Here is a 25306-nt window from a genome sequence, read left to right as displayed (position 1 = left end):
AAAGGCCGGCAAACCAGCGTATAATATGCGCCAGCTTCGCGCAAAACCAGTGCAAGCGTTTGCCTGGCTTGTCTTGGCAGCAACCTATCCTAACCGGACGTAATGCAATTTGCCGCTGCCGCTACTCAAGCATAGCAACAGCGGCACTATTTGAATTATTATACCCACTACAAGCTTCGTTGGCCGCGTTCTTTTGAGCTTGGCGGCCTTGTTTAGGCAGTCTGCCGACTAGTTACCGCCGCTACTGCCGCCCGCTGAGGCCGGGCCCGTCGTTTTCAGGTTGGTTTCAAACAGCTTCAGGATGCGGCGGTATTCGTCGGTCCAGGAGCTAGGCTCCACAAAGCCGTGGTCCTCCACGGGGTACACGGCTAGCTCCCAATTCTCCTTTTTCAGCTCGATGAGCCGCTGCGAAAGGCGCACAATGTCCTGAAAATGCACGTTGGTATCCACCATGCCGTGGCACATGAGCAGGGCGCCTTTTAGGCCGCTGGCGTAGTTGATGGGCGACGAGCGGGCATAGGCCAAAGAGTCGTTGTAGGGCTCATTGAGGATGTTGTCGGTGTAGCCGTGGTTGTAGTGGGCCCAGTCCGTAACGGAGCGCAGGGCGGCGCCGGCCCGAAACACGTCGGGCTGCGTGAACATGGCCATCAGGGTGATGAAGCCGCCGTAGCTGCCGCCGTACAGACCAATGCGCTGCGGACTTACGCCATACTTATCGGTAAGCAGCTTGGCGCCGTCCACTTGGTCGGTGAGGTCTTTGCCGCCCATGTAGCGGTAGATGCCGGTGCGCACGTCGCGGCCGTAACCCGCCGAGCCCCGGTAGTCGGTATCCAGCACAGTGTACCCTTTGTCGGCCAGCAGGTTATGAAACATGTACTCGCGCGAGTAGGTGCTCCACCACTTGTGGGCGTTCTGCAAATAGCCGGCGCCGTGCACGAAAATAACGGCCGGCCCCTGCGCCTGCGGCGACGCCGGGCGGTACAGCCGAGCGTACACGGTGGCTCCGTCGCGCGCATTTATCTGCACGATTTCCGGGTCGCGCCAGGAGTAGCTTTCAAACTCGGGAGTGGTGGAATGGGTGAGTTGGCGCGGTTTGGCGCCGGGCTTGTTATCCTGCACGTACAGCTCCCAGGGCTTGTTGGCGTAGCTGTAGCGCACAGCCAGCGTTTTCTCGTCGGGCGACACCGTGACTTCGTGGGCACCCGGGCGGGTGGTAATCTGGCGGAGCGCCCCCCCGTCGGCGGGCATGTGGTAGAAGTGCTGCTCGCCGGGGCTGCTGGCGTTGGCGGTCAGGTACCAGGTTTTCCGGTCATGGCTGAGCTGGGCTTTCTGAATCTCGAAGTTGCCTTTGGTCAGCGCCTTTTTCTGGTTGGCTACCACGTCCAGGGTGTAGAGGTGAGAATAGCCGGTTTCTTCACTCTGGAACCAGATGCGCCGGTTATCAAGCCAGCCCACGTTGCCTTCGTCGTAGCCAATGCCGGGGCCGTTGATCCAAGCGTCGTCGTGTTGCCTATCGAGCAAGCTGATTTTCTGCGTGGTGGGGTCCAGGGCGACAATCCACCGGTCTTTGTTGTCGGCGGAGCGCATCACCAGGAAGGCCCGCTGCCCGTCCGGCGACCAGAACGGCCCGTACGGCCGCACGCGGCGTAGCTCGGTGGCGGGCTTCTGCTTTTTAGCGGCTTTGGCTTTGGTGGTATCGGTGGGCTGCGGGGCTTTGGCGGGCAGTTGGTACTCTTTGCGATACGCTGGTTGTTCGTCGAGGCCCTTCAATTCGCGGTAGCCCAGCACGAAGGTGGTATCCCGCGCCACGTCGTACACGCCCAGTTCAAATGCCGTTTGGGGGCCGCCTACTTTGGTGCGCGAGTTCAAATCTTCGGTGAAGCCCGAGGCCGTCACGTAGCTGGGCACCACGGTGGGCTTGGTGGTGGTAGGCTCCTGCGCCAACGTGTAGGTTACGTAGCGGCCATCGGGGCTGAGTTGCAGGTCGCGCACGGTTTGCTGGCCCAGGTAAATGGCTTTGGGGCGTAGCTTGGCCAGAGCTTTCTGCTGCCGTTCGCGCGCTTTCAGGTCCTGGTCGCGCTGCCGCAGCACCTCAAACAAGGCCAGTTGCTGCGCCCGCAAGTACTTCTCCGACTGGTCGAGCAGGGGGCTGCCGGGTTTGCTGCCGCGACGAAAATCGGTGCGCTGCGTGGTTTCGCCGGTGGTAGGGTCCCAGGTATAGAGGTTTTGGGCGCGAGTGTACACCACCAGCTTTTCGCCTTGGGCGAAGGCCGGGTCGGTTTCCCGCTCGGCGGTGTTGGTTACGCGGCGACGGCGCTGGGTTTTCAGGTCGAGCAGGTAAATATCACCGTCCTGCTCGTACACTTTGCAGGTGTATTTGGTGTCGTACTGGCCTTCACTGGCTGGTAGGTTCCGCTGCGCCGCCAGAGCCACCTTGCGCGGCGCGCCGCCAGTCGGCGCTACTTGGTAGAGCGAGTCGCGGCGGTTTTTGTCGGGGTTCCAGTTGAAGTAAATCTGCTTGCCATCCTCGGCCCAGTAGATGTTCGATGGCGCCGTGCCCAACCACTGCGCCTGGTCGCGCATGATTTTCTCAACGGTAAGCGGGGCCAGGCTACCCGTTGAGGCAGTTGGAGTTTGGGCAAAAGCAGAAGCTGAACCAAGAAGAGCTAAGCTCAGGCAAGAGTAAAAACGCATCAGACGAGAATGACGAGTGAAGAAATGGCGGACCGAAAGGATGGGGTTGCGCCGCTAATCGTTGCAAGCGTGGGGCTACCCCTGCTTGAAAGTGCTATTAGCTGTTAGCCTTGGGGGATAAGGCTAAGAAGGTAGCTTCCCCTCCTGCTCCCAGGCGTGCAGTTCGGCTTGCAGGTTGCGGCGGGCGGCGGCATCTAGTTGGGTGCGGTAGGTTTCGGTCTGGTAGAGCACGGAGGTATGCAGCAATTTTTCCAGCACTTTGCGGCGGCCACGGCGGTACAGGATATCGGGCACGAGGCGGTATTCCTTCCGTACGTGCTGGGCGTACTCCCAATAGGTAGCTTCGGGAGCCCCCAGAATCCCGAGGTCAGCATCCAAAAACAGATGCAGGTCGGTGTCGTCGGGCGGTTGGGGTTGGGTGTGATCCTTGGTGCGCTCAATGAGAAAGGCAACCCGCTGCTGCCGGTCCAAGGGTAGCGTGGTTTCCGCCAGAAACGTCAGGGCCAGCTCGGCGCTACGGGTTTCATTGTCGTCGCGCAGGGCGTTGTACACCGCATCATGAAACCACACGGCCAGCTGTACTACCGGCATATCCTGCACGGCATCAGCTTGCTGCTGCACGGCGTTCAATAGCACCTCCACGTGGCGCAGATTGTGGTAGTGCCTTCCCGAAGCCGTGTAGGCGGCCGTCAAGTGGTGCAGCATGGCGTCGCGGCGGGCGGCATCGGCCAGCAAGGGGGTGGTAAGCTGGTGCCAGTGAGTGGCTAGTTGAGTGTTCATAGAGAAGTAGCAACTGGAACAAGCTAAATGTAAGGCATCCGTTGGTTTCGAGGCTCCAACACCCCCGCTAACGCAAAAAGTAAGGCGCAAAAAAAGGGGAGGAAAGCTCCTCCCCTTTTCAGGTTTGCGAATGTAGCCCAAGCTATTCGAGCACCACCTTGCGGGTGATAATCGTCTGGCCGACCTGCAAGCGGAGCGTGTACAACCCTTTGGCGAGGTTCTGCACGGGCAGCGTCTTATCGGCATTGCCGGCCTGCACAGCCACCGCTTGAGTGAATACCTGCTGGCCGAGGCTGTTGAAGAGCACAGCCTGCACCGTGCCCACAGAGCCAGCGCCGCGAATAGCCAAGTTCAGCGTACCATCGTGGCTTGGGTTGGGGTACAGGTTCACTTCGCCCTGTGCCAAGTGGCCCGTGCCCGATGAAAGCACCGTCAGGAGCTGAATAGTGAAGCTACCCGTGAAGTCGCTGGAGCTATAACCCGACACGGACACATAATAGGTGGTACCGATGGTCAGGCCGCTGGCGTTCATTGAGCCGGCCGCCGTGTTAGGACCCGTGCTAGCCTGGCACGCCAGTGGCGCAAACGGACCTGCGCACGCCGCCGCTGAGAACAGGCGTACTTGGCCCGCTGGGTTGCCCGTTACCCGCACTTGGGCCGTGGTGGCCGTAGCCACGAAACGGAACCAGACGTCTCTGGGTGCACCGGCCGTCGAGCAGCCAGGGTTCTGGTAGCCGGCTGGCGTGGTAGTGGTAGCGCCAATGTTGTTGGCCGTTACAGCAGCACCTACGGTGAGAACGGTAGCGTTGCAGGGCTCATCATTGGCAGCTGGGCCGAGGGCCGTACGGAAGCAAGTAGGGCCGGTGAAGGCACTGATGCCGCTGGCCGCGTTGCACTCCTGCCGCACATAGAAGCAGTATTGCGTATCAGAGGTCAGGCCGGTAATGGTGGTGGAAGTGCCGGTGATGCCCGTGAGGCGGGTACCAGCCGTGCTACCTACTACAAAACCCGGTGCGCCATACTCTACTGTATACGTGCCGCTTGGCGTAGCCGAATTCACCGACCAGCTCAGCGTAGCCGTAGTCGAGGTGAGCGTGGTAGCAGCTGGCCCAACAGGTACTGGGCAAGTGCTTGGAGCCACAGCGCACATAGTGAAGTTGCCTTGGGTAGCTGTGTTGGTGTAGCCCGAAACCTGCACGTAGTAGTCGGTGCTTGGCGTCAGACCCGTCAGGTTTAGCACCGGTGCCGGTGAGGTAGACGATACCGACGCCGCGCAGCCACCGGTTACTGGCACCAGCGCGCCGGAGCATAAAGCGCCGGAGAACACGCGCACCACGTTAGCCGGAGCCCCCGTCACAGTCAGAGTTACCTCGGTAGCGCCGCGGTTAGCCGCGTTCGTACGGAATTTGAACCACACGTCGCGCGGCGTAGTCAGGCCCGACGGACCGCAGTTGCCGGAGCCGCCGTTGGTATAGCCGTTGGGCGTAGTGGTGGTAGCGCCGTCGTTGGTGGTTTGTACCGGGGCCGTACAGTCGCTGCCCAAAGTCAGCGTAATAGCGCCGCACGGCTCGTCGTTCACAATGCGGGTATTGAAGTTGATAGGACCAGCCAACCCCGACTGCGTGCCACTGCACGTTTGCTGCACATAGAACTGGTACTGCGTGCCCGGTGTCAGCCCCGTGATGGTATACGGGCTAGTTACGTTCGGCAGAGTAGTACCACTGCCAGGCGTGAAGCCCGCCGGGCCGTATTGAATTGAGTACGAACCCGTACCAGTGCCTTGCCACGTTACGGTAGCCGAGGTAGTGGTGGTATTCGTAACAGCCAAGTTCACCGGTGTCAGGCAGCCCAGTGCCGATTCCAGACGAATGTTGTCGAGGCCGATATCCGTTACGCCAAAGTCGGCGCGGCCGCGGAAACGTACGACGGACGTAGCTGAAGTGCTGTTCAGGATGAGGGCCTGCTGGCTGAAGCCAGCCGTGGTGCTACCGCTTTGGCCGAGGCGCAACAGCGCTGGCCCGAACGTGAGGCCACCGTCGGTGGAGAGATGAACGGTCAGCGAGTCGGAGCCACTGGTGTTGATGAAGTCAAAGGACAACTGCTTGTTGCCAGCCTGGCTCAGGTTCACGAATAGGTCGAAGGTACCTATGGTGCCGCTAGCCCCTTGGCCGCTGTGGAAGCGGGCCGAGTGCGAGCCAGTGCTACCCGATGGGGTATAGCTCCAAGAAGTTGGGCTCGACCAAGCTCCTCCTACTCCATCATCTTCGCGGCGCCACGAGTTGTCGCCGGTGGTGGGGGTGTTGCGCCAGTTGTTGGTAGGAACTTCCCGCGTGTCGCACCGGCTAAGCCACGTATTCTCGAAGCTCTCAATAACGGGCAACGTAGCGTAGAGTGGCGTCAGGCAGGCCGTGCGGAAGGTAGCTGGTCCTGCATTGGCCGACGAGGAACCGCCGCAGTCTTGGCGTACATAAAACTCGTAGCTGGTGCTGGCGGCCAGGCCCGAAATAGTGGCGGTAGTAGCCGTGAGGCCCGTAATCTGTTGGCTGCCCGTACCGCCCGGCGTGAAACCAGGGGCTCCGTAAAACACGGTGTAGGTGCCGGTACCAGTTCCCTGCCACGATACCACTGCCGAAGTTGCCGTGGTGCCGGTAGTGGTCAGGTTGACGGGGGCCAAGCAACCCAGCGCCGACTCGAGCCGCACGTTATCCAGCCCTACGTCGGTGAGGCTGAAATCGGAATTGACGCGGAAACGCACGACGGCCGTAGCCGAAGTGCTGCTCAATATAATAGCTTGGCTGGACCAACCATTGCTCGCGCCCGTAGGCAACAAGCGCAGCAGCGCCGGCCCAAAAGTTACGCCCCCATCAGTTGATAGATGCACCGTCAACGTGTCGGCGCGGGTGGCGGACACTCCACTCACATTGATGTAGTCGAAGGACAGGCGCTTGCTGCCGGCGGCACTCAGGTTCACAAACAAATCGAGGGTGCCGATGCTACCCGCGGTAGCCAAGTACGAGTGGAACCGGGCCGAGCGGCTGCCTTGGCTGGCAGCTGGCGTGTAGGTGCCCGAGGTAGGGCTAGACCAGCCGGCCGAGGTGCCGTCGTCGTCGCGGCGCCAGGAGGCATTGCCGGTAGCGGGCGTGTTGCGCCAGTTGTTGCTGGGCACTTCGTTGGTGTTGCAGCGGCTAAGCCAGGTATTCTCGAAGCTCTCAACAACGGGCAGCGCGGCGTAAAGCGGCGTCAGGCAGTCGGTGCGGAACGCTACCGGACCGGCATTGCCCGACGAGGTGGCACCGCAGTTCTGCCGTACGTAGAACTCGTAGTTGGTGCTGGCCGTCAGGCCCGTAATAGTAGCCGTGGTACCGGTGGCCGCTAGTTGCTGGCTGCCTGTGCCACCCGGCGTGAAGCCAGCCGGACCATAAAACACGGTGTAAGTGCCCGTGCCAGCGCTAGTCCACGATACTATTGCGGTAGTAGCCGTGGCGCCAGTAGCAGTCAGAGCCAACGGCGACAAGCAGCTGTTCACTGACTCAAGCCGCAAATCATCTATACCAATATCCGAAGTGAACGTGCCAGTTACTTTGCCGGTCAGGCGCACAACGCTGGTAGCCGACGTACCAGTCAGGGTTACGCTCTGGGGCCGGAACCCCTGGGCCACCGTACCGCTGTTGCCGAGCCGTAACACAGGCGCGCCAAACGTAACGCCGCCGTCATTGGACACCGTTACCAGCAACGAATCATTGCCAGCCGTATTGATGTAGTCGAAAGCTAGGCGCTTACCGCCAGCGGTGCTCAGGTTCACATACAAATCAAGGCTACCTACGCCACCGGCACCAGCATAGTAGCTATGGAACCGGGCCGAGCGGCTACCTTGGCTAGCCGTAGGCGTGTAGATGCCCACAGTAGGGCTGGTCCAGCCGGCGGAGGCGCCGTCATCGTCGCGGCGCCACGAGGTATTGCCAGTAGTGGGGTTGGTACGCCAGTTGGCATTGGGCGCATCACGGGTGGTGCAGATGTCCACCCAGGTGTTTTCAAAGCTCTGGATAACGGGCAAGGTGGCGTACGTTGCTTGGGCCACGGTTACTTGCGCAGCCGTGGAAGTAGCCGACTGGCCGCTGCACGTTAGGCGGGCACGGTAATAGCGCGTAGCCGTTAGGTTGGGCGTGGTGTACGTGAAGCCAGTAGCACCGCTGATGTCGGTGTAGGTGGTGCCGTTGGTAGATTCTTGCCACTGATACGTTAGGCCCGTACCGAATGTAGCGCCCTGCAAGGTCAGAACCACCGAACTACCAGGGCACACTGAGCCAGCAGAAGCTAGTGCGGTACCGGCCGTAGGGGGAGCAGTACATGCACTGGCAGGAGCGTACGTAATCCGCAGCGTAGGCCGCCGGTCACCGTAGCTCGTTGTAGTCAGCCCGCCAGTTATGGGGCCAGAATCGGAATACCCAATAGCAAAGCCAGCGGCTGGGTTGGTTACGAAATTGATAGCGCCTGATGCAGTACCTTGCTTCTGATGATCGAGCAGTACCAGCAAGTTGCCGCCGCTATAAACGAAAGGCTGGGTCAGCGTTACGCTGAAGTAGGTACCGGCTGCCCCCGTAATCTGCTGAGTGGTGGAAGTGTATACCGAAGTAGCACCAGCAGAAAGCGTAGTCCAGTTGGTGCTATTTGCCAACGCGGTGGTAGTTGTGTTGGAAAGCAACACGTTGAATACGTTGTTGCCGGTCAGAGTACCAGCATCCGATTTCAACCAAGCAAGTTCCGTGATAACCGCTCCTGTCGGCACTCCCAACTCCGCAGGAGTGTAGAGGTGCGCGTAACGAGAGTAATCAAAGGTGGAACTAGCCGACGACCGGTAAATGGGCCCGTACAAGTAGGAACTGGTTGCCGGCGCTACTACCGGTACAGCTGTCGAGCCGATGGTAGTCGTTTGGGCCAAAGCGCCACCGGCAGCCAACAGCCAAACGGCTAGTAGCAGCAAGTAGCGGGCACCATGAAAAATTTGCGTTGAAAAACGCCAAGGTAAAGGTGTGACCATAAGGTGGAAAAAGGGTGAAAGAAGGGTGAATCCTGGAGCAGGACGGCTAAAGATAAGCGTACTAGCTAATTAGTCAAGTCCCATTTTTTCATCCTTAAGCGCAACCCCGCCCCTACTTTAAAGCAGCAAATAGAATTTTACCGATACAAAGCAGGATGCGCCCTGCCGCGCAAGCACCCATTTCCATCCCCACGGTTTCGGGTGCTGCTCCTTGTAGATGCCGCTTTGGAACGACCCGTTACCAAACAAAAAGGAGCGACGCAGGGCGTCGCTCCTTTTTGTATTCAAATACATGGCTAGCATTGCAAAAGCAGGCAGCTTGCCCTAGAGCCGAGCTGCCCGCTACTTGCTAGAAGCTATTCCAGCACCACTTTGCGGGTGATGGTGGTTTGCCCGATTTGAGCACGTAACGTGTAGATGCCCTTGGCCAAGCCTTGTATAGCTAGCGGCTGCTCTACTGCGCCACCACGGATGCTTACTGGCTGCGTAAGTACGCGCTGACCTAATGAGTTGAACATCTCCACCTGCGTGCTGCTCACCCCATCAATTCCGCGCAAGCTCAGCGTGAGCGTGCCGTCGTGGCTTGGGTTAGGGTACACACTTACTTCACCGTTAGCTAGCTCACCTTTGCCTGTTGACAGTACTCTAGCCAACTGGATGGTGAAGGAACCCGTGAAGTCGCTGGAGCTGTAGCCCGACACAGATACGTAGTAAGTGGTGCCCACCGTTAGGCCGCTGGCGTTCAGCACACCGGCTGCCGTGTTCGGTCCGGCGCTAGCCTGGCAGGCCAACGAGGTGAATGGCCCAGTGCAGGTAGCCGCCGAGAACAGGCGTACTTGGCCGGCGGGGTTGCCCGTCACCGTAATATCCGCCGAGGTAGCCGTGGCCACAAAACGGAACCAGACGTCTCTAGGTGCACCGGCCGTCGAGCAGCCAGGGTTTTGGTAGCCGGCTGGCGTGGTAGTGGTAGCACCAATGTTGTTGGCTGTTACAGCAGCGGCACCTACCGTGAGAACAGTAGCATTGCACGGCTCATCGTTGGGTGATGGAGCTATGCTGGTACGGAAACATGCTGGGCCAGCGAAGGCACTGTTACCACTCACGGTACCGCACTCCTGCCGCACATAGAAGCAGTATTCGGTGTCGGGGGTGAGGCTGGAAAGCGTAGTGGAAAGGCCGGAAATACCCGTAACGCGCGTACCACTACCCAGCACGAAGTTGCGTGGGCCGTACTCAAGCGTGAACGTACCACTTGGCGTGGTAGCTCCTACCGACCAGCTCAGCGTAGCGGTAGTGGAAGTAAGCGCAGTAGCAGCCGGGCCGGCCGGAACTGGGCAGTTGCTTGGGGCAGTGAGGCAGATAGTGAAGGCTGTGCCACCGTCGAAAGAGTTGTAGTTAGATACCTGCACGTAATACGTGGTACCAGGAGTCAGGTTGGTAGCCGTAAATGTACGCCCAGCAATGGCCGCAGATGCCGAAGCCGCTGCCGAGCAGCCGTTGGTTACGGCCGTGAACGGACCAGCCGCCGATGGCGCCGTGAACAAGCGCAGCACACCCGAGCCAGCACCTGTTACCGTTAGAGTAGCCTCCGTAGAGCCCCGGCCCGAAGCGGCCGTCGTGAACTTGTACCACACATCGAGCGGCGTGGAGTTGGTGCCACAGTTGCCAGAGCCATTGGTGTAGCCGTTAGGCGTAGTAGTAGAGCCCGCCGTGTTCGAGCCTTGCACTGGCGTGATGCAGTCAGGCGCGAATGTGAGGGTTACAGCATTGGCCACTTCATCATTGGCTGGCGCCACATCAAAGGAAGCACAGATCTTGAACCGACCGAAGGCATCGTTACCGAATTCCCACACGCGGGCATAAATAACCTCGCCAGGTGTGCGGCCCGTAAGCCTAATCAACGAGAAAAGACCGTTCGGGCTGCTGTCATCGTCGCAGTTGAGCAAAGTGAGGTTGCCACAAGTACCTGAGTACAAGGCTAGGCCCGTGTCAGTAATCGAGCTGCCGCTTACCGAGTCGGTTTGTACCGTAATTACGCCGTTGGCAGGTACCGTGAACGAATACCATACGTCGCCGCCGTTGTAGCTGGCACAACCGGGGGCTGGTACGTTAGGCGTATCGGTGGCCCCCACGTTGGTGCCCGTTACGTAATTGCAGCCAGCACCCGTTACCAAAGTTGGAAACGCCTGCGCCGTGGTGCAGTTATCGTTGGCTGGAGCATTCGGTGCGTTGCTTACACATACCGTGAATGTAGGTGTCGTAGGCGCAAAGTTGCTGCTGTTATAAACGCGCAGGAAATAGGTAGTACCTACCGTCAGCCCGTTAACTACCAGCCGCGAGCCGGTACCACATACTACACTGGCCGAAGTAGCGCAGCTACCCGAGCGCACTTCAACGGCAGGCGTGAAAGAAGACGATACCTCAACAATTTGGTCGGCAGCGGTAGCCACAAAGCGGTACCATACGTCACCGGCGGTGGTGGGCGGCGTGCCCGTACCGCAGGTGCTGGCGGCCAACGACTGCGTGGCGCCCAAAATAGAGCCGCTCGTTGGCGTGCAGGTTGCCCCCGACGTCAGCAGTGCCGCGCTGGCACAGTCGTCGTTGGCGGGTGGGTTGGTTATGCAAATGGTAAACGTAGGTGTGGTAGGAGCCGTGATAGAGCTATTGTACACCCGCACGTAATAAGTAGTACCTACCGTCAGCCCCGATACCGCCAGTTGTGAGCCGGCTACGCACGATACGCTGGCCGAAGTGGTGCAGTTACCCGAGCGCACTTCAATTACCGGAGAAAACGAGCTGGTTACTGAAATGGTCTGGCCGCTGGCCGTAGCCACAAAGCGGTACCATACGTCACCGGCGGTGGTGGGCGGCGTGCCCGTACCGCAGGTGCTGGCGGCCAACGACTGCGTGGCGCCCAAAATAGAGCCGCTCGTTGGCGTGCAAGTTGCTCCCGACGTCAGCAGTGCCGCGTTGGCACAGTCGTCGTTGGCGGGTGGCGGATTGTAAGAAGCACAGATCTTGAACCGACCGAAGGCATCGTTACCGAATTCCCACACGCGGGCATAAATAACCTCGCCGGCGGTGCGACCCGTCAGTGTAATCAGCGAAAAGTTACCATTCGGACTGTCATCGTCATCACACTCAATGAACGTCAGGTTGCCGCAAGCGCCTGAATACAGAGCCAAGCCCGTGTCAGTAATCGAGCTGCCGCCTACCGAGTCGGTTTGCACCGTAATTACGCCGTTGGCAGGTACCGTGAACGAATACCATACGTCGCCGCCGCTGTAGCTGGCACAACCGGGGGCTGGTACGTTGGGCGTATCGGTGGCCCCCACGTTGGTGCCCGTTACGTTGGTGCAACCACCCGTCAGAGCCAGAGCAGGCAGGGCAGTAGCCGTAGTGCAGTTGTCGTTGGTCGGAGCATTCGGTGCATCGGTTACGCACACCGTGAAGGTAGGCGTGGTAGGAGCCGTGCTGGAGCTTGGATATACCCGCAAGAAGTAGGTGCTACCTACCGTCAGGCCGGCTACTGCCAGCCGAGTGCCAGCCGCGCAAACCACGCTGGCCGAAGTGGCGCAGCTACCCGAACGTACTTCCAGCACTGGCGTGAAGCTGGCCGTGGCCGTTATCAGCTGGGATGTTCCGGTGGCCACAAACCGATACCAAACGTCGCGAGCGGTAGTAGGCGCAGTGCCGGTGCCGCAGGTGCTAGCCGCTAATGATTGCGTAGCCGATAGTACCGTACCGCTGGTGGTAGTACAGGTGGCTCCTGCCGTCAGCAGTACCGCGTTAGCGCAGTCATCGTTGGCAGGTGGCAAAGAGAGAGTAGTGAAGGAAATAGGCCCGGTCTGGGTGCTGTTGCCGTTGGCCGTACCGCAGTTCTGCGTTACGTATGCCTGGTAAGCAGTTGAGGGAGTAAGGCCGGTGATGGTATAGCTGGTACCGGTGATGTTGGGTACGCGCGTGCTACCTGTACCACCTGGTGTGAAGCCGGTTGGGCCGTATTCCACCGTGTAGGTGTTGCCGGTGCTTACGCTGGTCCAGCTAACAGGTGCAGTGGTCGACGTAACCGCACCCACAGCAAAGTTGCGTGGGGCCGGACAGGCCGGAGTTGGGCCCGGCAAAAATGCGTACACCTGGCCGGTAGCCGGCTTGACGTTGATATTGGTATTCTCGGTGGTCGAGCTGGCCGTTGGGCTGGCGGTAGCGTCGCTCAAGGACAGGTATGAACCCGCACCAGTACCTGCACCGGCCAAGCCAATAGATGCTCCCGAGGTAGCGGTAGCATTGGTGGCGCCTGCCTCTTGGCGGTACACAAACTCTACGCGGTTGGTGCCTTCATAAAGCTTAGCTTGGAAGGAAAGCACCGCTACGCTGGCGTTCCAGCGCCACTCCCAGTTCTGCCACTCGAAGGTGAATACCCGGTTAGGCGCCGTACCCGTAGTCTGGTACGAGGCCAGGGCCGTAGCCCCGGTGGGCCGGCCATCCAGGTCGTCGCCGAGCGGGGCTACTAGCGGGCGGTTGGCAGCCGAAGCGCCCGCTAAAGTTGAGAAGCCACTAGTGGCCGCTGAGTTGAAGCTCAGAAAACCATCCGACGACGCCTTTACCTGGGTGTAAGGTGTACCGTCGAACACAAACGTGAAACCCAGCGGAATAGCCGTGGGCGTAATGTAGGTGTCTGCCAGCATGTCGGGCAGGGCAGTGCCGCCGGTAACCGGGGTGTAGGTACCCGCCGTGGAAGTCAGCGTGTAAGTGCTGACGTCCTGCGCCTGCGCAGCGTTGGTTGCCAGGCCTATGCCCAGCGTGGTAACCAAGGCATTGCGCCAAAGTCGCCAGTGTTTACTAAGTGCTTGTAAGCGTGATGCCATACAGTGCAAGGGTTTATGTGGGTGAAGAGAAAAACTGGTATTTGGGTGTAAAAGCGCGGGTGGTTGCCTCTTTAAGTGCTGGGTACAGCTGTGCCGCTACTATGCTAGCACGCATGCAGCGTGTAGCAATGGAAGCGGCAGTTGAGTTCTTCAGCAAGCCAGCCTTTATGCAAGGGCTGGGCTGCAAATCAGCCTAGTAAAAAAGAAGTGGGGGTGGTAAGCGGCATCTAATAAATATAAAAGATTCATCAAAGCATATTATCAGCTCTGTTTTTCTCTCAAATCATTATTGGTAGCATACATTTTAAGGCTACATACAAGGCATCTGGTCAGTGCCATGCTGCACCTCAGCAACCGCCTCACCTACTAAACCTCACAAGTATGAGTATACACTAGATTTAGCCTACATGCCCGCACAGGCATAAGCTTTATGCTGCATCTGCCTTATATAGAGTATGAGGGTAGTCGCAGATAGCACACATCTGTTCCTTGTGACATTTCTTATAAGTAGTATGATTACTTACGATAAGTGAACGAGTAGTTAAAAGCAATACTCATCATAATTCCAACCCAACCTATAACTATTTTCAAAGGGCTGCAACTCACTCCCGTTATCTTGCAAACTAATGTATATAGAGAATAAACAGTCCTATTAGCTCCGTTAAATTATAACCACGTATAAAATTCAAGCACGACTAACCTATTTTTAATAGGAATAGTTCAAAGGGCATGGTTATTGTTGCCGTAAAATTTACTTAATCGACTATAAATTATGGTCATTAGGGGAATTTGTTTTTATATTACCGCAACGTTTTCCCACCACCCTGCTTTTTCATTCTTTTCCTCATCCATTCACCCTTCTCATGCAGAGACTTTTACATTTCACCTTCTTACTAGTCGCGTCGTGGTGTTTGTCACTCGTCGGGCTACAGTCGGCCTCAGCCTCCCACTTCCAAGGCGGGCAAATCACTTACGCACCCGTTCCGGGCATTCCAAACCGCTACAAGTTCACACTGCGGGTGTTCCGTGACTGCGGCGGAGCTGACTTGTACACTACGGCTACCTTCCGGTTCCGGAGCAATGGCTGTAGCTCTACAGGTGCCGCTGGTGACCCTGGCGATATTGTAGCACCCCTGCTCGGTGGCTCTACTATCGGTTCGCCGTACTGCGCTACCGCCCCAGCCGGCCCTAACCCTTGCGGCAGTGGCTTGCCCACCAACTACGAAACTGGCCGCTATGAGGCCGAAGTAACCCTGCCTCCGAAAGCCGAGTGGCGTATCAGCGTGAACGACAGCGCCCGCCCTTCCACCGCCAACTTGGTAGGACAGGATAACATTCACTACGAGGCCACCCTCAACAACTTGCCCCTCGTTGGCTCGCCCAACCCATCCAACACCTCGGCTCAGTTTGACTTGCTGAACGTACCCGTTCCGTTCGTTTGCTGGAAGCAGCAATCCACCCTCAACTTCACGGCTACCGATGTAGACGGTGACGAACTAGTGTACTCGCTGGAGCAGCCTCTATCTAACTGCGGCGACCCAATTCCTTATCGTCCGGTTAGCACGATCGGCCGTTACGTTGATTTAACTACTCCCGCAACTGGTCCTTGCATCGGTGACTTAGGCGCTGCTACTAGCACCTACAGCGCTGCCTTCCCCATTGCTTCTTTCAACTTCACGGGTGCTTGCCCTGTGAAAACTGGGGTTCCTACCTTCACGTTCAACGCAACTACTGGTAGCTTCACTTTTACCCCGTACCTGTACACCAATATTCCTGATAGCCCTGAGAACAAGTACGTTGTAACGGGCAAAGTATCGGAGTACCGCCGTATCAACGGTGTACGCACCCTGATTGGTAGCGTACGTCGGGACATTTTCGTGGTAGTTATCGACTGCTCGAATGCCGTTCCCGGCAACCCCGTTGCTACCGGCAACAACACTGGCTCGGGCGTAACCATCCGCAATACCGTCGACTCGACTTTCATCGAGGCTTCTACCTGCAACTACACTCGGGTATTGGTGCGCTTCACCGACCCCGACCCGAACGATTTGCTAACGGTAACTTATCCGGCGCTGGTTGCTGCTCAGCCTGGCGACCCTACCTATCTTGATACCGACGCAGGCACTTTCCGCGTGGTAGGCAACGGTACGCGGCGTCCGGTTGGTATTTTCGACCTCCAGCCCGATGTAAGATTTGCTGGCAGAACCTTCCGCATTCCGGTTCAGATTCGTGACAATGGTTGCCCTATTATTGGTCAGCAGAGCCGCGTTATCGTTATTTCGGTGAAGAGCCGCAACCCGGCTCGCGTAGTAGCTGCTGCCAACAACACCTTCGTATGCTCGGGTACTGCTGTTAACCTAACGGCCACCCCTACCCGCCCCGACTCGGTGCTGCAAGGCATTGGTACTCCTGCGCCTACACCCCGCCTCGCCGGCTACGATTATACCTGGGTTGCAGCTAACGGTTTGGCTACCGCCGACCTGAACAAGCAAAACGTTACGGTGCGTCCTACCCAGACCACCCGCTACCGGGTGAGCATTATTGCCCGCGACTTCCGCTCGAACCCAGCTCCTACCTGCGTTGACACCACGTCGATTCTGGTGCGCGTGGCGCCGGCTCTCACGGCCCGCTTCACGGCTACTGGCCGCGCCGGTTTCCCTGCGCAGTCGGGTATTACCAACGTCGGTGCTATTCCGCCCCGTATCTTCTCGTTTGTTAATGCGTCGACGGTTCCAACGCCTGCTACTCCTACTGATACAGCCGCCGTTACATCAACCTGGACCTATCAGCGCGTGAAAGACAAAGACGGCAACGCCCTAACCGGCGAGCCTGTTGTAATCTTCTCACGCCGTTTCACGCCGCGCGAACTAACCTTGCGTGTACCAGAAGGTGGCACGTATGAGTTCAAGCTGCGCATCAGCAACCGCGCTGGTGGCACAGAATGCACGCCGAGCGAGTTCACGCAGCAGCTGCAAATCCTGCCCTTCGAGACGCCAAACGTATTCACGCCAAATGGCGACAACAAGAACGACGTACTGGTGCTGTCAACCGAAGAAGTGGGTGGCAAAATCCAGATCTTCAACCGTTGGGGCCGCCTCGTAAAAGAGTACGCCAGCTACCAGAACAATTGGGACGGCAAAGACCAGCCCGCTGGCGTGTACTACTACCTGCTCACCAACCGTGACGGTAGAACCAGCAAAGGCTGGGTTGAGCTAGCTCGCTAGTCCTCCCCTAACCACGCTACTAAAAGGGCGCTGCAAGTTGCAGCGCCCTTTTTCTTTGGCCCTTGCAAGCACTTTTATGAAGTTCTATCGTAATTCTGGTAACAAGCCAACAGGTGTTTTCTGAAGTCCGGAAACAAATCAGACGGCTAATCAGTATTTATACCGCTTTAAAAATTAATTTAGATACGCCTAAAAAACGTATCTTGTGTCTGCTTCCATACCCGAGTTTATGCCCCTTGTTACTGAAACTCCTCCTGTAGTACCCGTGTCAGAGCCGGGGTGGCGCCAGCCGCGCAATGCCCCCTCTCTGAGTGAGGTATTCGGCAGCATTAAAGTACCCGCGCAAAATGCCTCGTTCTGGCGCAAGCTGCTGGCCTTTTGGGGTCCCGGCCTGATGGTAGCCGTAGGCTACATGGACCCCGGCAACTGGGCCACCGATATTGCCGGCGGCGCCCAATTCGGCTACACCCTGCTATCGGTTATCCTGATTTCCAACCTGTTTGCCATGCTCTTGCAGCACCTAGCTGCCAAACTAGGTATTGTAACGGGCCGTGACTTGGCGCAAGCCTGCCGTGACCATTACTCTCGCCCGGTAGGACTGGTGCTGTGGTTTCTGTGCGAAATAGCTATTGCCGCCTGCGACTTGGCTGAAGTCATTGGCTCCGCTATTGCGCTTAACCTGCTGTTTGGCTTGCCATTGCCTTGGGGCGTGGTGCTTACTATTCTGGATGTGCTGGTGGTACTGTTATTTCAAAGCCGGGGCTTCCGGGTGGTGGAGAGTATCGTGGCGGGGTTATCGGTGGTGATTTTCGGCTGCTTTCTGTACGAAATCATTGTTTCCAAGCCCGATTGGTTTGGCATTGTGGGCGGGCTGGTACCGCAGCCGCAGGTGGTCACCAATCCCAAGATGCTTTACATTGCCATTGGTATTCTGGGCGCCACCGTTATGCCGCACAACCTGTACCTGCATTCCAGCATTGTGCAGACCCGGGCCATCGAGCAGACGGAAAGCGGCAAGCGTATGGCCATCAAGTTTGCTACCATCGACTCGACAGTAGCCTTGTTTCTCGCGTTTTTCGTGAATGCGGCCATTTTAGTTACGGCGGCGGCGGCGTTTCACCGCAACGGCCTGCACAGCGTAGCCGACATCAGCGACGCGCACAAGCTGCTGGCGCCGGTGCTGGGGGCGGGAGCGGCTAGTGCCGTATTTGCCATAGCACTGCTGGCTTCGGGCCAGAACTCCACTTTGACGGGCACCTTGGCTGGCCAGATTGTGATGGAAGGCTTCCTGAACCTCAAGCTGAAACCGTGGCTCCGCCGGCTCATTACGCGTGGTATTGCGGTGGTGCCGGCCCTCATTGTAACGCTGCTCTACGGCGAAAAAGGTACTAGTGAGCTACTGGTGCTCAGCCAGGTGATTCTCAGCTTTCAGCTGAGCTTTGCTGTGGTGCCCTTGGTACTGTTCACGGGTAGCAAAGACAAGATGGGCGTATTCGTCAACCGGCCCTGGGTGCAAGCCCTCGCCTGGCTGGTGTCCAGCATTATCATCGTTCTGAATGTGTATTTGTTGTTTGAAACCTTCTTCGGTTAGTATTGAAAGGTGCAGCTACGCTGATGTGGCTGCACCTTTTTTTGACAACGCTTTTAGACTTGTCTAAAAATATTTTTAAGCAGCATTAAACTCACCTGTTGTTTGCCTTCACAATATGAAGCTCTCCTACTTTCTTAGCGTACTTATGCTTCTGGTGGTTTTTGGTTCAGTGGCCGCTGCTCAATCTTCAACCGGCACTATTCGGGGGCAAGTGAAAACCGGCATGCAGCCGCTGGAACTGGCAACCATTGCGCTACCCGGCACCACCTTCGGTACCTCCACCGATGCACAAGGCCGCTACGAACTGAAAGGCATACCAGCGGGCAGCCACACTATAATAGTTAGTAGCCTTGGGCACCAACCCCAGAAGCGGCAGATAACTCTAGTAGCGGGTCAAACGCTGGAGCTTAACGCACAGCTTACCGCCGTGCCTACCAGCCTATCCGACGTAGTGGTAACGGGCGTGAGCCGGGCCACCGAAATCCGCAAAAGCCCGGTGCCTATTGTGGTGCTCAGCAAGCGGGAAGTGAATTTGAACAGCAACGGCAACCTAATTGATGCCGCGGTGAAAGGTGTACCGGGTTTAAGTGCCGTTACCACCGGGCCCAATATTTCCAAGCCGTTCATCCGAGGGCTGGGCTACAACCGGGTGCTCACCTTATACAATGGGCTGCGGCAGGAAGGCCAGCAGTGGGGCGACGAGCACGGCATTGAAATCGACCAGTACGACATCGAGCGGATAGAAGTGGTGAAAGGCCCGGCCAGCTTGATTTATGGTTCCGATGCCGTGGCGGGCGTTATCAATATGCTGCCCCGGTTGCCCAACGGTCCGGCTGGCCAGCTCAAGGGCGAGGTGCTGAGCGAGTACCAAACCAACAACCGCCTGCTGGGCAACTCGGTGGGGTTGCACTACAACCAGCGCGGCTGGCAATATGCGGCGCGGGGCTCGTACCGGCTGGCGCAGGCGTATAAGAATGCCTTGGAAGGCCGCGTGTACGGTACGGCTTTTCAGGAATTGAACCTGACGGCCATGGCCGGGGTGGAAAAGAAATGGGGCGCCACGCATCTCACGGCCACCCTCTACGACAACCGCCAGGAAATACCCGACGGTAGCCGCGACTCCCTGAGCCGCCACTTCACGCGGCAAGTTGCCGAAGGTCCCCAGGACGACATCAAGAACCGCCCGCTGGTACCGACTTCTGACCTGAGCACCTACCGCATCAATGCGCTGCACCAGCGCATTCAGCACTACCGCCTGCTAAGCCGGAGCCGGTTGAAGCTGGGCAGCGGTGAACTACAGGCCCTGCTGGGGATTCAGCAGAATGTGCGCCGCGAGTACAACCACCCCACCGCCCCCACGCAGGCTGGTTTGGCCGTAGCCCTGAACACCTACACTTACGATTTGCGCTACGCTGCGCCCACCTGGCAGGGTCTGGAAACCACATTCGGGTTGAACGGCATGCACCAAACCAACCATAACCGCGCCGCCACCGACTTCCCCATTCCCAACTACTCCCTCACCGATGTGGGCGGCTACGTGTACGCCAAGAAAACCTTCGGTAAGCTCGACCTGAGCGGCGGCATTCGCTACGATACGCGGCTCTTACAATGGAATGATTTCTATGTGGGTCCTGATTCCACGACGGGTTTCGACCGGCAGCTGAGCGCCGCGGAGGCTGCCGGCGCGGCCCCGCAGTTTGCGGCGCTTCGCACCCGTTATCAAGGCATGTCGGCCAGCGTGGGAGCCACCTACAACCTGTCGGAGCGACTGTTGCTGCGGGCCAATGTCGCGCGGGGCTACCGGGCGCCCAACATCACGGAGGTAGGCTCCAACGGCCTCGACCCCGGCGCGCACATCGTGTACTTAGGCAACCGCAGCTTTCAGCCGGAGTTCAGCTTGCAGCAGGATGTGGGGCTAAGCGCTTACCTGCCCGATGCCGAAGTCAGCGTAAGTGTGTTCAACAACGCCATCAACAACTACATCTACCAGGCGCGGCTGCAAGATGCCAACGGGCAACCCGTAGTTATTGTGCCGGGCAATGCCACCTACCAATACCAACAGGGCCGGGCCCGGCTCTACGGCGCCGAAGTAACCGTGAACCTGCACCCCAAAACAATGCCCGCGCTGGCCTTCAACAATAGCCTGGCTACCGTAACCGGCTTGAATAAAGAAGCTGGGTTATTGGAGGCCAACGGCGCGGCAGCTAAGTATCTGCCCTTTATTCCGCCGTTGCGGACTCGCTCGGAAGTGCGCCTCACCAGCCAGCACGCTTGGGGCCGCCTAAGCAACGCTTACGTGCGGGCCGTGCTGGATTACAACGCGCCTCAAAACCGTTTTTACGCCGTCGATGACACCGAAACCCGCACGGCCGGCTATGCTTTGGTGGGCATTGGCGCGGGTACGGGTATCCTCGGCGGACCCGCTAAGCAGGAAGTATTACAGCTCTTTGCGCAGCTCGACAACGCGTTGAATACCAATTATCAGTCGCACCTGAACCGGCTGAAATATTTCGAGTACTACGCGGTTTCGCCTAACGGCCGGCGCGGTATTTACAACCAGGGGCGTAATCTGAGTTTGAAAGTAATTATACCGTTTTAAGCTGTTTTTAATGGTGGCTCGTAGAAGGCGCACTCTCCTCCTTTTCCCTACTTCTATGAAAAACCGGTATCTGCTGTTTGGCTTGCTACTGGCAGGTTTCACTGCCCAAGCGCAAGCACCCGCCGACACGCTTAAGCGCGCCAACCAGAACGCCTCAGCCGATTCGCCCGGCTCTGGCCGGCAGCTTCGGCCCCTCAACGCCGACCGGCCCGGCGTGACGGAAAGCCCCAATACTATTGACCCCGGCCATATTCAGCTGGAAACCGACTTAGTGCGGCTCATTTCCACCAAGCCTGCCCCCGGCTCGCGCGACCGAACCCTGCGGGTGAATGCACTAGCTATCCGGGTAGGCGTCAGCGACAAAACCGAGGTGCAGGCCTTCATCGACCCCTACACCGTGGAAAAAGCCTGGGAGCCAGGTGAGCCGATGCAGCGCCACGCAGGTTTCGGCGACGTAGCCCTGCGGGTGAAGCACAATTTCATCGGCGACGACGACGAAACCGAAGCCCTGGTAATAGCAGCCATTGGCTTGGTGCGTCTACCCACCGGCGGCCGCGAAGGCGCGGGTGGTTACGAGTACGGCATTCTCGTGCCCGCTACCTACAACCTGCCCGGCGACTGGCACGTCAGCGCGCAGGCTGCCGCCTTTCTGAGCTACGACCGAGACGAAAAGCAGCATTACACCGAGTTGGCGCCCTCTTTTGCCCTCGACCATGGCATCAATAAGTGGCTGGCAGCCTTCACCGAGTTTTCAACCCGCTATGATGTAAAGCACGAACAATGGGCCTCTGCCATCAACTTAGGTCCCATTTTCCATATCACCGACCGGTTTCAGATGGACTTCGGCCGCCGTTTTGCCCTGAGCCACACCGCCACCCGCGAGTATTACGTAGGCCTGGTTATTGAGCGTTAAGCTAACTAACCACTAGCTATAGCAAAAAGCCCCCTTCAGTATGGCTGGAGGGGGCTTTTTTGGGTGTTCTATTTATTACACCGCTTAGTGCTGATGGTTGGGCATCATGGAGTTGGGCATGGCGGTGTGCGTGTTGGCGCGCCAGTTGGTGAGCATCCAAGTACCCAGGAACAGAATGCCCATCCCAATAAAGAAGTTGCGGGCCACCACGTTGTCATCGTGAAAGCCAAACAAGAATGGCGAAGCCAGAAACACGAGGCCACTTACCAATTCCAGCCCTCCGTGAATTGGGAACGGAATCATGCGGGCCACGCCCATCGGGAAGTCGGTCAGCAGGGTGATAACTAGGTAGCCGACAGCTAGCACGTAGCAGACGGTGGCGTAAGGGCCTTGGAAATTGAAAAGAGTAGGGGCTAAGGCAAACAGGGCAATGGTACCGTAGTCGAGCATGCCGTGCACGCGGGGTGATATTACTTTCATAGCTCAGGTTGGTTGATGTGGAAAGGACGATTTTGGTGTTTTTTACGCCCGATACACACAAAGGATATTGCTGAGCTACTACATTTTAGCATTTATTGATGAGCTTACTTAACTCCTACCAGATGCTACACCAGTCCTTTCAACCGCTCGAACTCGCGCCCCAGAATGGCCTTGTCGTCGGCCTGTAGCCAGTCGTGGAGTATGGTGGCGTAGAGGTTGCGGAAGTCGAGCTGGTGGCGCAGGTCGCCGTCGAGGAGGTTGGCTAGGTCGGGGGCGTCGTTGAGGATGCCGCGTTGCTGGAGGCCGCCGCCTAGCAGCAACACGTTGTTGGCGGTGCCGTGGTCGGTGCCGTTGCTGGCGTTCTGGGTCACGCGCCGGCCAAACTCCGAAAACACCATCACCAGCGTATCGTTGAAGTTGCCGGCTTTCTGCAAGTCCTCCGCAAACGACGCCAGCCCATTCGATAAATCACCAAGTAGCTTGCCCTGTTGCTCCTGCTGCCGCACGTGGGTATCGAAGCCGGTGAGCGACACGTAGAACACGCGGGTGTTAATGCCAGAATTAATGAGCTCGGCGGTGGTTTTCAGGTTGCGGCCGAACTCGTTGTTCGGGTACGCCACGCCGGACTTGTACACCTTGGAAGTCTGGTATAAGTAATCGGCCGAGGACGAGGTTTCGGCCAGCGTCTTGTACAGATAATCCAGTTCCGACACTGCGCCAACGGGTTTTTCACCGCTCACCTGGGCAATGAATCGGTTGCGGGTTATCTGGTGAAATTTCTCGGGATTCTTGAGGGCCAAGCCTTTGCGCAAGTCGCCCTTCATGGCCAAACTCAGCGTATCGTCCACCTCCAACCCGTTGTAGGGTACCTGGCAGGAAGGGCAGTTCGAGTCGAGGTAGCGACCGAGCCAGCCGGTGCTCAGGTACTCATCGGAAGCCGAGCCGCTTTGCCAAATGTCCATCGACCGGAAGTGCGACCTATCCGGGTTGGGGTAGCCCACCGAGTTCAGCACCGCCACGTGGCCCTGGTCATACAGCTCCTTGAGGCGCGTCATGTTGGGGTTGAAGCCCAGGTCCTTTTCCAGCGCCAGCACCCCGCTTTGCTCCCGTAAGCCCAGCGTGGGGCGAGCTTTGTAATACAGGTCGTTGCGGAACGGCACCACAGTATTCAAGCCGTCGTTGCCCCCACCAAGCTGCACCACTACCAGCCGCCGGCCGTTGGCATCGGCCAAGCTTTGCAGGCCCTGGCGGTCAAGCGCATGCAGAAATTTCGGCACGAACAGCAAGCTGCTGGCCAGCACGGAAGTCTTCAGAAAGTCGCGGCGGGAAGTAGGCATCATAAGATTAGTTGGAACGTCATGCAGAGGCGCAGCCGAAGCATCTCGCGTGGTTTCGTTGAGAGTTACTAACACAGCGCCAGCATGCGAGATGCTTCGGCTCCGCCTCTGCATGACGAGCATGTAACACAGTTTACTTGCTACATCAACTGGTACTCCGGCAAGCTGAGCAGGCTGGTAACCATGGTGCGCAGGCGACCTTCTTCGGGGCTTTGGTTGGCAGCTTGCTGAATGAGGGCTAGGTTTTCGGGCCGGATGGGGGCTTGCAGCAAAAACTCGCTGAGTTTGGCGGCTTGCTGAGTGGGGGCAGTTTTGGCTAGCAGCGCCTGAACCGGGGTTAGCTTCACGGAGGCTTTTACCTGTTGCCTAAACGTGCGGTCGGCTTTGGAAACCTGCGGCTTGAGGTCATTCTCGTCTTCTTTCAGCGCCACGTTGAATTCGGCATTCTTGAGCAGCACCGACGGCAGTTGCAACCGATACAGCAACGACGACGAATCAATCCAGTTGCGGCCACCGGGCCAACCGGCTACGTTCGGCGGCTCGAACAGCGTTTGGCCCAAAGCTTTCTGAAACACAATCAGCGGCTTATCGTCGATTAGCTGCAACCCCATCGTGCGCTTGATGCCCGCCAGCAACTCAATTGGCGACTTGATGCGCGTACCCACGTTAGCAGGCTCGTAAAACCAATCAGCCGAAAACAGCTGCTCCATCAACGCGCTGATGTTGTAGTTGCTCTTGAAAAACGCCTGTGCCAACGGCCGAATGTGGGCCATATTGGGCGTATCGTTCACGAAGAAGCGGTACAGTTTGGTGGTAATAAACTCGGCGGTGCACGGCTGCTCTAGAATGATGCGGAGCACTTCTTCGCCGTTGAAATTGCCGGCGCGGCCCAGGAAGGTTTTGCTGTCGGTGTCGTGCTGGGTTGAGCGGAACACGAACTCGCCTTTCACATTGTAGCCCCAGCCAGTGAAAGCGCGAGCCGCTTCTTTCACGTCTGTTTCAGTGTAGTTGCCGCGCCCCATCGTGAATAGCTCCATCACCTCGCGGGCGAAATTTTCGTTGGGGCGCTGCTTGCGGTTTTGCTGGTTGTTGAGGAATTGCAGCATGGCCGGCTCCTTGCTCACGGCCAGCAGCAAATCACCGAAGTTGCCCAAGGCCAGTTGCCGGATGGTGTTGTTGAGGTGCAGCGCGGCATCCGGACGCCGGACGCGGCAGGCAAAATGCCCATGCCAGAAAAACGTCAGCTTTTCTCGAAGTTGGGTTGGCGAGGTGGCCATCTGGTTCATCCAGCCAGTGTTCATGGCGTAAAACGCCTGCCGGATGTTGTCGTTCTGCATCTTGCGCTGCTGGGCTGTCATGTCTTGGCGGCGCAAAAGCGGCGGCTGGTTGCGGCCCCGTGCCAGCGCCGACCTCCCCACCAATGGCTTAACTGCCGTGGCTGATGCCGTAGTGGTTTGGTCGGGGGTGGTGACCATGGCCGTTTGTGGCGTACCCGCAGCTGGCGACACCGCCATAATTGGCGTGAACGGCTCCTGGTACTGCATAGCCGGACTATCAAGCAGCTCGAATTTCTCGGAGTCGCGCAGGAGTTGCCGGAGGGCCTTGCGTGGGTTCAGACCACTGGCTACGTCCTCGGGCCGCGGCCCAAACCCGGCCCGCCAGTACAAATGCTGGAGTTGCTGTTGCATCGTCATGTTCTTTGGACGACAAAACCAGCAGCAGGTTTAAATCATAGATTCAGCTGGATATCTTGGATACCCTGAATTGGGACCCAACGATGTA

11 protein-coding genes are annotated in these 25306 nt (G+C 58.0%); 4 read left to right on the top strand and 7 right to left on the bottom strand.

What is annotated here, in order from left to right:
- Positions 1–228: 228 nt before the first annotated feature.
- The 4 genes from G536_RS25945 to G536_RS0102580 form a co-directional block, all read right to left on the bottom strand.
- Positions 229–2694: a S9 family peptidase gene (locus G536_RS25945; protein WP_022822024.1), complete on the bottom strand. Its 2466-nt coding sequence runs from the start codon at positions 2692–2694 to the stop codon at positions 229–231.
- A 123-nt stretch (positions 2695–2817) separates the two neighbouring features.
- A complete protein-coding gene (locus G536_RS25940; RefSeq protein WP_022822023.1) occupies positions 2818–3474 on the bottom strand; it encodes an HD domain-containing protein in 657 nt (218 codons plus the stop codon).
- A gap of 142 nt (positions 3475–3616) precedes the next feature.
- The gene (locus G536_RS0102590) at positions 3617–8512 is read right to left on the bottom strand and encodes a T9SS type A sorting domain-containing protein (RefSeq protein WP_022822022.1); all 4896 of its coding nucleotides are present in this window, start codon (positions 8510–8512) and stop codon (positions 3617–3619) included.
- A gap of 356 nt (positions 8513–8868) precedes the next feature.
- Positions 8869–13380 (bottom strand): fibronectin type III domain-containing protein, encoded by a 4512-nt coding sequence (locus G536_RS0102580; RefSeq protein ID WP_084708458.1) that lies wholly within the window; start codon positions 13378–13380, stop codon positions 8869–8871.
- 863 nt (positions 13381–14243) lie between these two features.
- On the opposite strand from G536_RS0102580, the gene G536_RS0102570 reads away from it, so the two are divergent.
- The 4 genes from G536_RS0102570 to G536_RS0102555 all read left to right on the top strand — a co-directional run bounded on the left by G536_RS0102570 (position 14244) and on the right by G536_RS0102555 (position 21707).
- The gene (locus G536_RS0102570; RefSeq protein WP_084708457.1) at positions 14244–16604 is read left to right on the top strand and encodes a T9SS type B sorting domain-containing protein; all 2361 of its coding nucleotides are present in this window, start codon (positions 14244–14246) and stop codon (positions 16602–16604) included.
- Positions 16605–16833: 229 nt separating this feature from the next.
- Complete coding sequence (locus G536_RS0102565; RefSeq protein ID WP_022822017.1) at positions 16834–18195, top strand: Nramp family divalent metal transporter; 1362 nt, start codon at positions 16834–16836, stop codon at positions 18193–18195.
- Between the two features lie 145 nt (positions 18196–18340).
- The gene (locus G536_RS0102560) at positions 18341–20794 is read left to right on the top strand and encodes a TonB-dependent receptor (RefSeq protein ID WP_071837664.1); all 2454 of its coding nucleotides are present in this window, start codon (positions 18341–18343) and stop codon (positions 20792–20794) included.
- Between the two features lie 55 nt (positions 20795–20849).
- Positions 20850–21707, top strand: a complete 858-nt coding sequence (locus G536_RS0102555; RefSeq protein ID WP_022822015.1) for a transporter — start codon at positions 20850–20852, stop codon at positions 21705–21707.
- An 84-nt stretch (positions 21708–21791) separates the two neighbouring features.
- On the opposite strand, the gene G536_RS0102550 is transcribed toward G536_RS0102555, so the two are convergent.
- From G536_RS0102550 to G536_RS0102540, 3 genes are all read right to left on the bottom strand, one after another.
- Complete coding sequence (locus G536_RS0102550; RefSeq protein WP_022822014.1) at positions 21792–22187, bottom strand: SPW repeat domain-containing protein; 396 nt, start codon at positions 22185–22187, stop codon at positions 21792–21794.
- 125 nt (positions 22188–22312) lie between these two features.
- Positions 22313–23527 carry a DUF1501 domain-containing protein gene (locus tag G536_RS0102545; RefSeq protein WP_022822013.1) on the bottom strand — a complete coding sequence of 405 codons (1215 nt, stop codon included), beginning with the start codon at positions 23525–23527 and terminating at the stop codon, positions 22313–22315.
- A 137-nt stretch (positions 23528–23664) separates the two neighbouring features.
- On the bottom strand, positions 23665–25212 hold the full coding sequence (locus G536_RS0102540) for a DUF1800 domain-containing protein (protein WP_051166827.1): 1548 nt from the start codon (positions 25210–25212) through the stop codon (positions 23665–23667).
- Positions 25213–25306 lie beyond the last annotated feature (94 nt).

This window comes from Hymenobacter norwichensis DSM 15439 (assembly GCF_000420705.1).
Classification (GTDB): Bacteria; Bacteroidota; Bacteroidia; order Cytophagales; family Hymenobacteraceae; genus Hymenobacter; species Hymenobacter norwichensis.
Note: the sequence above shows the minus strand (reverse complement) of the source record. Positions and strands in the feature narration are given on the sequence as shown.

What these genes read in the sequence shown, in the direction of transcription:
- G536_RS25945 (WP_022822024.1), bottom strand. Translation starts at nt 2,694, where the DNA reads ATGCGTTTTTACTCTTGCCTGAGCTTAGCTCTTCTTGGTTCAGCTTCT.
- G536_RS25940 (WP_022822023.1), bottom strand. Translation starts at nt 3,474, where the DNA reads ATGAACACTCAACTAGCCACTCACTGGCACCAGCTTACCACCCCCTTG.
- G536_RS0102590 (WP_022822022.1), bottom strand. Translation starts at nt 8,512, where the DNA reads ATGGTCACACCTTTACCTTGGCGTTTTTCAACGCAAATTTTTCATGGT.
- G536_RS0102580 (WP_084708458.1), bottom strand. Translation starts at nt 13,380, where the DNA reads ATGGCATCACGCTTACAAGCACTTAGTAAACACTGGCGACTTTGGCGC.
- G536_RS0102570 (WP_084708457.1), top strand. Translation starts at nt 14,244, where the DNA reads ATGCAGAGACTTTTACATTTCACCTTCTTACTAGTCGCGTCGTGGTGT.
- G536_RS0102565 (WP_022822017.1), top strand. Translation starts at nt 16,834, where the DNA reads ATGCCCCTTGTTACTGAAACTCCTCCTGTAGTACCCGTGTCAGAGCCG.
- G536_RS0102560 (WP_071837664.1), top strand. Translation starts at nt 18,341, where the DNA reads ATGCTTCTGGTGGTTTTTGGTTCAGTGGCCGCTGCTCAATCTTCAACC.
- G536_RS0102555 (WP_022822015.1), top strand. Translation starts at nt 20,850, where the DNA reads ATGAAAAACCGGTATCTGCTGTTTGGCTTGCTACTGGCAGGTTTCACT.
- G536_RS0102550 (WP_022822014.1), bottom strand. Translation starts at nt 22,187, where the DNA reads ATGAAAGTAATATCACCCCGCGTGCACGGCATGCTCGACTACGGTACC.
- G536_RS0102545 (WP_022822013.1), bottom strand. Translation starts at nt 23,527, where the DNA reads ATGATGCCTACTTCCCGCCGCGACTTTCTGAAGACTTCCGTGCTGGCC.
- G536_RS0102540 (WP_051166827.1), bottom strand. Translation starts at nt 25,212, where the DNA reads ATGCAACAGCAACTCCAGCATTTGTACTGGCGGGCCGGGTTTGGGCCG.